Genomic DNA, 8810 nt, shown 5'->3' with positions numbered 1-8810 from the left:
CAGCAGGGTGGCAGGATCAAACATCTCGCCGGAGTCGTCGCTGAGCAGTATGCGCACCAGCTTTTCTGCCGAGATGCCGTTGGCCAGCGCCGATGCCACCACGGCGCCCGAGCTGACACCGACATAAATATCGGCATGTTCAAGGCGCAGGCCGCTGATGCTGTCGGAGAGGGCGGCGCAGGCACCGATTTCGTAGATGCCACCGAGCGGCCCGCCACCGGCAAGGGCGATTGCTACCGTACTCATAGAGCCTCCTCCCTATCCATAGAAAACCGGCCCAGCGCTGGGCATGGGCCGGTGATGCTCACTCTTTGCCATCGAGACGGATTACGGCAGCACGCTCTCGGCCTTGGCCTTCACCTCTTTGACTGCATCTTCTGCAGCGGAGAGGAGGTCAGCAGCCTGCTCAACCACAGCCTCTTTAGCCTTGGCTACCGGCGCCTTCTTTACCGGAGCTTTCTTGACCGGCGCCTTTTTCGGGGCTGCCGGTTTGGCTTCAGCGGCCGGAGCCTCTTCGTCCTGGGCATCCAGCAGCTGCTGCACCACTTCGGTCAGCTCGGCCATGCGCTTGGAGAGCTTGTCGATATCCTTGCGAGTCGGGATACCCAGACTGGCTACGGCGCGGGCAACGCGATCTTCGAACACCTGCTCCAGACGGCCCCAGGTACCGGCAGTCTTGTCGGCTACCGCAGCAATCTTCTCGTCGGCGCTCTGACGGGTTTTGGCTTGCAGCGCTTCACCTTCCTGCACCAGCGCTTCAAAAATCTTGCCGCCCTCTTCCTGCGCCTTGGCATAGGCGCCCAGACCGGCCAACCAGATCTGCTGGGTGGACTCTTTGATGGTGGAGGTGAGTTGGTTGTCGGTCACTGAACCTGCCAGCGCTTTAAGTTTTTTAGCCATGATCTTCTCCTTGAATAACGACAGATAAAATGTAATGGCGACAACGAAACTGCAATCGGGTTGTGGCATTACTGATTTTTCAACTTCAGTCTAGGGACAAAAAATAGAGGGTTCTACCTAATAACGGAACAGGCACACTACCGAAATTAGGGTTTGCTCACGAACCGACAATCAAATTGCGGATTTCCATATGAATCGTGATATATCTAACAACCTAGTAACACCCTAATCAGTAGCAGGATTCTCTTTATGAACTATTTCATTACCGGCGGTAGTGGTTTTATCGGGCGTCGATTGATCAAAAAGTTATTCCAACAGCATCCCGACTGTACCGTCTATTTTCTGATGCGCTCTTCTCATCAGGAAAAATTGCCAGAGCTGTTCTCATTCTGGAATGTGGATGAATCGCGCGCGGTCCCGGTTTTTGGCGACATGACGCAACCGCTGCTGGGGGTATCGGTCGAGATGCAGGAGCAGTTGATCGGCAAGATCGACCACTTCTTCCATCTGGCCGCCATCTATGACCTCAACGCCAAGGCGGGGATCCAGCAGCAGGTCAACACCGAAGGAACCCGTCAGTCCGTGCAGCTGGCCGAACGACTCGCGGCCCGCCAGTTCCACCACTGCAGCTCCATCGCTGCCGCTGGTCTCTTTGATGGTCTGTTTCGCGAGGATATGTTCGATGAGGCCGAGCACCTCGACATGCCTTATTTCCAGACCAAGCACGAAGCGGAAGGAATTGTGCGAAACGAGTGCACCATTCCGTGGCGGGTCTACCGCCCGGGCATCGTCGTTGGTGACTCCAATACCGGCGAAATGGACAAGATCGACGGCCCTTACTACTTCTTCAAGACCATCCAGAAGCTGCGCCGTCTGCTGCCGCCCTGGATGCCGGCCATAGGGGTTGAGGGCGGGCGCATCAACATAGTGCCGGTCAACTTCGTGGTCGATGCCATGGTGCATATCGCCCATCAGGAGGGAGAGGAGAACAAAACCTTCCACCTGACCGACCCCAACCCGATGCGGGTCGGCGACATGCTGAGCACCTTCTCCCGTGCCGCCCATGCGCCGGAGCCCGCGATCCGCATCAATGCCTCCCTCTTTAACTTCATTCCCCGCCACCTGACCGCCATGCTGATGACCATGGCGCCGGTGCGCCGTATCCGTGATGCCGCCATCGCCGATCTGGGTCTGCCCAAGGATGTGTTCCGTCTTATCAGCTATCCCACCCGTTTCGACAGTCGCGAAACCCAGCGGGTACTGAAAGGGACAGGCATCGAAGTGCCGCCGCTGCACAGCTACGCCTGGCGGCTGTGGGATTACTGGGAGCGCCACCTTGACCCGGAGCTCTTCATCGATCGCTCCCTGCGTGGTCGGGTAGAGGGCAAGGTAGTGCTGGTGACCGGGGCCACCTCCGGCATTGGTCGTGCAACCGCACGCAAGCTGGCGGGGGCGGGGGCCAACGTCGTTACCATCGCCCGCGACGAGCAGAAGATTGCCGAGACTAAAGCCGAGTTTGCCGAGCTGGGACTGACCATCGAGATCTATCAGGGGGATCTCTCCAATCTGGCCCAGGCCGAGCAGATCACCGCTCGCATCGTGGCCGATCACGGCGGCGTCGACATTCTGGTCAACAATGCCGGCCGCTCCATCCGCCGCTCCATCGAGGACTCCTTCGATCGCTTCCACGATCTGGAGCGCACCATGCAGCTCAACTACTTTGGTGCACTCAAGGTGATTATGGGGGTGCTGCCCACCATGATTGAGAAGAAGAAAGGCCACATCATCAACATCTCCTCCATCGGGGTGTTGACCAATGCGCCGCGCTTCTCCGCCTATGTTGCCTCCAAATCGGCCCTCGATGCCTGGGTGCGTACCGCCGCCTCCGAGTTTGCCGATAAAGGGGTGAGCTTCTCCATCATCAATATGCCGCTGGTGAAAACGCCGATGGTCGCACCGACCAAGGTCTATGAGCAGGTACCGATGATGACGCCGGAAGAGGCTGCCGATCTGGTATGCGATACCATCATCAACAAGCACGTTCGTCTGGCCACTCGCCTCGGGGTATTTGGTCAGGTGGTTCACGCTCTGGCACCGCGCGTCGCCCAAGTCATCATGAACACCAGCTTCCGCACCTTTGCCGATCCCAAGGATGGCGATAAATCCAAGGCCACCGCCGATCAGGTTGCCGTCTCCACTTTCATCAAGGGGATCCACTTCTAAGCGCACAGCTGAAAAGAAGATAAAAACAGAGCGGGCCCGCACATTCGGGCCCGCTCTTTTAGTTTGGGATGATTGCTTATGGCTTATTTGCGAGCCAGCAGAGTGAGCAGCAGCGCCGTGGTACGGCTCGAGTAGAGCAGGGTGAGGTGGCCAATCCCCGCCAGCTCGATATCCTCCATGCCCGCCAGACGCTGGCGCTCCTGCGGCATCACTACGTTATCGTGGCTGGTACGCACCGAGATCCCGGGGATGCAAAGAGGCACCGAGGCAAAGCGTTGCAACCAGCCGGAGCCCGGCTCCATCTCGCGCGCATTGGCACCCACCCCCAGCATCGCCAGCTGGCTGCCCTGATGGGGCGTTGCCAGCGTGATAAGGCTTGCCACCTTGTCGCCGCCATGGACCGCCAGATAGTCGCGGCAGACCAACCCCCCCATGCTGTGACCGACCAACACCAGCTGGCTGGCTCCGGTTGCCGCCAGCGCGTCGTCAATTCGCTTGGCCAGCAGCGGCACCATCTCGTCGATATGACCAAATGGCGGCGTCAGGGTAATGGTAGCGACCACATGGCCTGCAGCTTCTAGCCGGGCTCGCTGGGTACGCCAGATCCCGCGGCTGCAACCATAGCCATGCACCAGCAGTACCGGCCGCCGGCAAGGAGGCAACCTGTCTGGCGCCATCAGCAGCGGCTCGAAGGGGAGCAACCAGGTAAAGGTGTAGAGGTAGGCGAGCATCTCTCGCGCCATCATCTTCACTCTCGCCGGCATGCCGATGGCCGGGGAGGGGTAAAAGCGGGTAAATAGCCAGCTACCGAGTACCACCAGGCAACGCAGGGTGAGCAGGGCCAGGATCACGAACAACAGAGTGACCAGCCATGAAAAATCCAGTACCAGATGGGCGATGCTCCCAATGAGCAGCACCTCAACTATCAGCAGAATAAACAGGTGTCGTACGATCGTCATGACCCCATGATCCGGCGACACGGCAACAGAAGTCAAATGACGCTTTTCTACCCTGCAGGCCCCGTCACGCTTGCCCCGACATAGCCCTTCCTCATTACCGTGTCAGGATATTTGCAATACTGTATATCCATACATATACTTATCTCATCATCATCAGGAGGAGGCCATCATGGCTGTTGAAATCAAATATGTTGTGGTTCGTGGGGGAGTGGAAAAAATGACTTTTGCCAGCAAGAAAGAGGCGGACGCCTATGACAAACTGCTGGATACCGCCAATGAGCTGATGGCACTACTTGCCGGCGCCCCTGTCGAGATGACCCCGGAGCAGCAGGAGAGCCTGGCGTTTTACCTCGCCGAGCAGCGTGATAAGCTGCAAAACCTGCTGCGTGGTGGCAAGGTAACGGCAACTGGCAACAAGGAGGAAGAGCCCGCATCCAAGCGCAAGGAGAAGGCGCTCAAACAGGTGGCATAAGCAGTTTCTTGGTGGCCTATCGGGGTAACGGCTTTTATTTCATTCAGTTAAATTGCATTTATAACCATTCTTAAGGCTATTTACCCCGAGAATTTTTTAACAAAGGTGCATATTGATTGCATAAGGTAATTCAATGCCAGGATCCTGTTTCTGGTTGGTCACCATCCAATCACACCTTTGATAAATCGGGCCAGGCCCTGTCTTTCGGTCGATATCACCGACCATTTTTCTTCTCCTTTATCACCAAGCAAGACCATGACTCATCAATCCATTCCCTTGCCGCCGGCCATGCCGCTTTTTGACAATCTCACCTACCTGGAAGAGGGCAATGCCCAGGTTAACCACTACCTTGCCAATCTCAGCCTCAACACAGTGCCTGATGCAGGTCTGGTCTATGAGTTGGCGGTCGACTGGCTGCTTGAACAGCGCCATAGCGAGAACAACTACAAGACCTACCGAAGCGAGCTGACCACTTTTTTGCACTGGTGTTTTTGCGAAGTCGCCATCAGCCCAAAGGCGCTGACCCGGCGTATCATGATGCGCTACCTCGACTACTGCCAGTCACCACCAGAGCCGCTCATCGCCTATCGCAACGTCGCCCAGTTTGTACAGGACAAAGAGTGGGGAGAGCGGTTGCCCAATCCCCAGTGGCGTCCATTTCTCGGTAAAAAGGAGCTGGGCCAACCACTGCCATATCGCTTGAGCGAACAGGCGATGAAAACCAAGCTCGCTATCCTCTCAGCCTTTTTCCAGTTTCTCATTCAGGAGGAGTACATGGATAGGAATCCGGCACTGTTGCTGCAACGGGTGAAAAAGCCCCTTGCACAGGAGGCTGACGATCAGGTGCAAGCCTTCAGCGAGCTGCAATGGTCCTACGTACTGCAGGCCGCCGAAACACTTGCGCAAGATAATCCGGAGCAACATGAGCGCAGTCGCTTTCTCGTAATCCTGATGTATGCCTGTTATCTGCGGATCTCGGAAGTGGCGGCCAGGCCCGGCTTTACCCCCGTGATGGGGCAGTTTCGTCGCGACAGCAAAACCGGCGTCTGGGGTTACTACATACCGAGTAGCAAGGGGGGAAAACGCCGCACCGTCGCCGTCTCACAGGCGCTGCTCCACGCCCTCGAACGCTACCGTGCGTTTCTGGGACTCTCGCCCTTGCCGGCCCCCAACGAGCAGACCCCGCTCTTTATCCGTCATAAAGCGGCCGCCCACGGCAGGGAGCGGGGGGAGCTTAATGCCAATCTGGGGATCCGTCAGCTGCGCGAACTGGTGCAGGCAGTGATAACCAAAGGTGCCGAGCTGGCTGAGCTGGATGGCTTTTATCAGGATGGTGCCGAAATGCGGCAACTGACCCCCCATGCCATTCGCCATACCGGGATCACCCACGACATCAACCTCAATGGTCGACCACTTTCCCACGTACAAGCCGATGCGGGCCACGACAGCATCGACACCACCTCCAAATACCTGCACACCAGCCAGAGCGAACGCCATGAGAGCGCCCAGCAAAAACCGCTCGACAGGTTGCGATAAAAACTCGAAGAGATGAGAGATAACAAAGAGTAAAAAAGGAAACAGGGCGAACCAGTATGCCGTAATTTTACGGCATATTTCTGTCGATCGGCGCGAGCGCAATGGCTGCCCACAGTGAAAAGGGGAGTCCAATACACATATTGTTCAAGCGTTTTAATAGTGAACTCTTGTCTCAAAATACGACATTTGTGGTTTCAGAATATCGACTAAGGGGAGGGGACATTGTTCCAAGAGATATTCGGGTGCAGCTAAATGAGCAGTTGGTTGAACTAGCCAATTCCTACTACCAGCACTATGGCTCAAAGCACGATGCATTATCGGCTTTAGGTGAGGATCTTCTGCGGTTGGCAGATCAAGGTGTCCATGATGGTTCTTCGTCATGGATCGCATTAATACATGAGTTGTGTCGCCGTAGTGGTTGAAGCCTCCCTCGTTATCTCTCACAGCAATGCCGATAACCCTATTTATCGGCATTGCTTGCTGAAACGCTATCGTATCTTTCCTTGAGGGCTTTCAACTCAGAGTGAATCATCCTGCCTACACCCTTGACGATGACAAGTACTATGCCTAATACCATCGCTATGGGACCCAGGATGGGATAGTCATTCCATACCTTCAGTGATCCCCAAATGACCACTGAGCATTGAAAGCATACAAGGAGAACTTCTTGCTTGTTTTTACAAAGGTACTTTGCATATGGAATCAAATGTTGACTATACATCCCGTCATTTACCTCAATCAGTTTCATCAAATCTATCATAAGGGTCACACTGAGCCAGCAGTTCTTCAAGCGTGTAATGCTGCTGGCCACGCAGTTTGGCACGAGCACGCTCCACATCTTCAAACGCCGCAGTCAGCATCACCGGATCACCATCTTCAAGAGCTGCTTGCAGATAGGCAACCATGTCGGCCTCGGTGGCCAAGCAGTCAGCCACATCAAAACGGTTCCATTGTTCAGTTCTCTTCATTCCGTCCTCCTGCACCCGTCATTGCGCATAATGCGACGTTTTGTTAAATCCCCATCTGAAACCTGCCGATAAGCCAGCCCACGCAATTTTGCTGGTTTATCAGGTATTTAGTTGGATGGAACGAGAGTTGACCAAAAACTTCATTTTTCGTTGGTTTGAGTGCGGTTTATCAATTGAAGAGACGGCCAATCTTTGTTTTGTTTCTGTGAAGCAGGTCACGTATTGGGACAAGGGCAAAGATATCCCACCTGCTTATAAACGGCTTATGCGTATGGCTTCGGGTAGGGAGTTGCCTACTATCTGGAAGGAATGGGAAGGCTGGCGAATGAAGAATGATTGTCTTGTCTCCCCGACAGGAGTCACCTATGACAGGCGAAGGCTTGAGGCCATAGCCATCATCCAAGCAGAGAGATCAGAGCGACAGATGGCCGCTTTCTACTGGAGGAAAAAACTAGGTACCAGTTGAGAAAGGAGAGGGCGAAAGCCCTCTTTTTTAATAACTTAAGAATCTTTTGACCTAGTTCAACGCGTCACAGTGAAAATGACTAGAGAGTCAATAAAACACCTTATTAGGCTTTTAGGAGTAGTCGATGAGTTATGGAAAAGCCGCAGTCCATGCGGTGGAGCTGTGTATGAAAGACAAGGATCTCAGTCCTAACGAGGCATGGTCAGCTGGCGTTCTAGAGCACATTGCATCCCAGAGCGGACGGATTAAGGGATGTCCAAAAGGGAGCTTTTTAGGCCTATGCAGCGCAGACAGGGTCATAGGTATCAATCCCGGCAACTACACCCGCTCAATTTACAACCGCGACTACGCCATCACGGCAGTAGAGATCCTGAAGCAAAGCGAGCACAAAATGAGTGCGCCTGAGCTATGGGATAGAGTGATGGCCGTTCATGAAAAGAACATTGTCTCGAATCACCAAATGGAGGTTGTGCTTGCACTATGGGACAAAGGAATGATCCGTTAAGGCAGCAAAGGGTCATGTGATACCATGAACGAAATTCCCCCCGTATTACTATACGGGGGGCCACTTTTAAACAAAAATGCGAAACCTCATGACCACACTGTATAAATACATGCCATTCATTGATAAGTATTTAGAAAATCCAACTATAAAATTGTCACCGCCAATTCTATTGAATGACCCATTCGAAACACAGAACACACAAGCTGTAAGTGAGTATATATATAATACATTTAAAGATAAATATGAGCTTGAAGAATCAGATGATAATGATTTTAGAGATCAGCGAAGGAAAGCATCCATAACAAGAGTACCGATGAGGATAATTAGGTCATCTGGTATATTTTCATTGAGCGAATCAAATAGAAGCTTATTAATGTGGGCCCATTACGCAGACCAACACAAAGGAATGGTCCTTGGCTTAGATGATGACTTTCTAGATGTTGAAGTTAATAAAATGATGCCACCAAAGCTTATTTATAATCCCAAACCAGTCAAGGTTAATTACGATACGGTTAGATTCGATGTAAGTGAATTTAACTCAGGTGAGTCTTATTTAAATAAAGTAAGCAAATCTCTTGCATTAAAGATGCTTACAACAAAAAGCGATGACTGGTTATATGAGAAGGAGTATCGCTCTATACTACCAATAGCGATGGCCGATGAAATAAGATTTATGGGCGTTGTGGCTAACTTAAGTCCTTTACTAGAAAGACATAGAAAGGAAGGTGATTTTTCAATCAACTTTAGAAGGAAAAATAAGCCAGTTAAAATACATGAAGAC

General features: G+C 53.1%; 10 protein-coding genes. 6 read left to right on the top strand and 4 right to left on the bottom strand.

Features of this window, described 5'->3' with window-relative positions:
• Both AACS24_RS06100 and AACS24_RS06095 read right to left on the bottom strand, forming a co-directional pair.
• On the bottom strand, positions 1 to 246 hold a 246-nt coding region (locus AACS24_RS06100; protein WP_258222888.1), incomplete at its 3' end, for a patatin-like phospholipase family protein.
• An 81-nt stretch (positions 247 to 327) separates the two neighbouring features.
• Positions 328 to 900, bottom strand: coding sequence for a phasin family protein (locus AACS24_RS06095; protein WP_042030972.1), 573 nt, complete (start codon positions 898 to 900; stop codon positions 328 to 330).
• 249 nt (positions 901 to 1149) lie between these two features.
• On the opposite strand from AACS24_RS06095, the gene AACS24_RS06090 reads away from it, so the two are divergent.
• Positions 1150 to 3123: an SDR family oxidoreductase gene (locus AACS24_RS06090; RefSeq protein WP_108570548.1), complete on the top strand. Its 1974-nt coding sequence runs from the start codon at positions 1150 to 1152 to the stop codon at positions 3121 to 3123.
• 83 nt (positions 3124 to 3206) lie between these two features.
• Here AACS24_RS06090 and AACS24_RS06085 read toward each other — a convergent pair whose 3' ends face one another.
• Positions 3207 to 4082, bottom strand: a complete 876-nt coding sequence (locus AACS24_RS06085) for an esterase/lipase family protein (RefSeq protein WP_108570547.1) — start codon at positions 4080 to 4082, stop codon at positions 3207 to 3209.
• A 169-nt stretch (positions 4083 to 4251) separates the two neighbouring features.
• Between AACS24_RS06085 and AACS24_RS06080 the strand changes: the two genes are divergently transcribed.
• Both AACS24_RS06080 and AACS24_RS06075 read left to right on the top strand, forming a co-directional pair.
• Positions 4252 to 4554, top strand: coding sequence for a YebG family protein (locus AACS24_RS06080; RefSeq protein ID WP_108570546.1), 303 nt, complete (start codon positions 4252 to 4254; stop codon positions 4552 to 4554).
• 288 nt (positions 4555 to 4842) lie between these two features.
• On the top strand, positions 4843 to 6090 hold the full coding sequence (locus AACS24_RS06075) for a tyrosine-type recombinase/integrase (RefSeq protein ID WP_375123955.1): 1248 nt from the start codon (positions 4843 to 4845) through the stop codon (positions 6088 to 6090).
• Positions 6091 to 6824: 734 nt separating this feature from the next.
• On the opposite strand, the gene AACS24_RS06070 is transcribed toward AACS24_RS06075, so the two are convergent.
• Positions 6825 to 7058, bottom strand: coding sequence for a hypothetical protein (locus tag AACS24_RS06070; RefSeq protein ID WP_108570543.1), 234 nt, complete (start codon positions 7056 to 7058; stop codon positions 6825 to 6827).
• A gap of 115 nt (positions 7059 to 7173) precedes the next feature.
• Here AACS24_RS06070 and AACS24_RS06065 point away from each other — a divergent pair, with 115 nt between their 5' ends.
• From AACS24_RS06065 to AACS24_RS06055, 3 genes are all read left to right on the top strand, one after another.
• On the top strand, positions 7174 to 7524 hold the full coding sequence (locus AACS24_RS06065; RefSeq protein WP_108570542.1) for a DUF3653 domain-containing protein: 351 nt from the start codon (positions 7174 to 7176) through the stop codon (positions 7522 to 7524).
• A 124-nt stretch (positions 7525 to 7648) separates the two neighbouring features.
• Complete coding sequence (locus AACS24_RS06060) at positions 7649 to 8029, top strand: DUF6979 family protein (RefSeq protein ID WP_108570541.1); 381 nt, start codon at positions 7649 to 7651, stop codon at positions 8027 to 8029.
• Between the two features lie 88 nt (positions 8030 to 8117).
• Positions 8118 to 8810: DUF2971 domain-containing protein (locus tag AACS24_RS06055; RefSeq protein WP_181364144.1), on the top strand; the 693-nt coding region annotated here is incomplete at its 3' end.

This window comes from Aeromonas sp. HMWF016 (assembly GCF_963878195.1).
GTDB lineage: Bacteria > Pseudomonadota > Gammaproteobacteria > Enterobacterales > Aeromonadaceae > Aeromonas > Aeromonas lacus.
The sequence above is the reverse complement of the archived record's forward strand: the minus strand, read 5'-3'. Positions and strand labels throughout refer to the sequence as shown.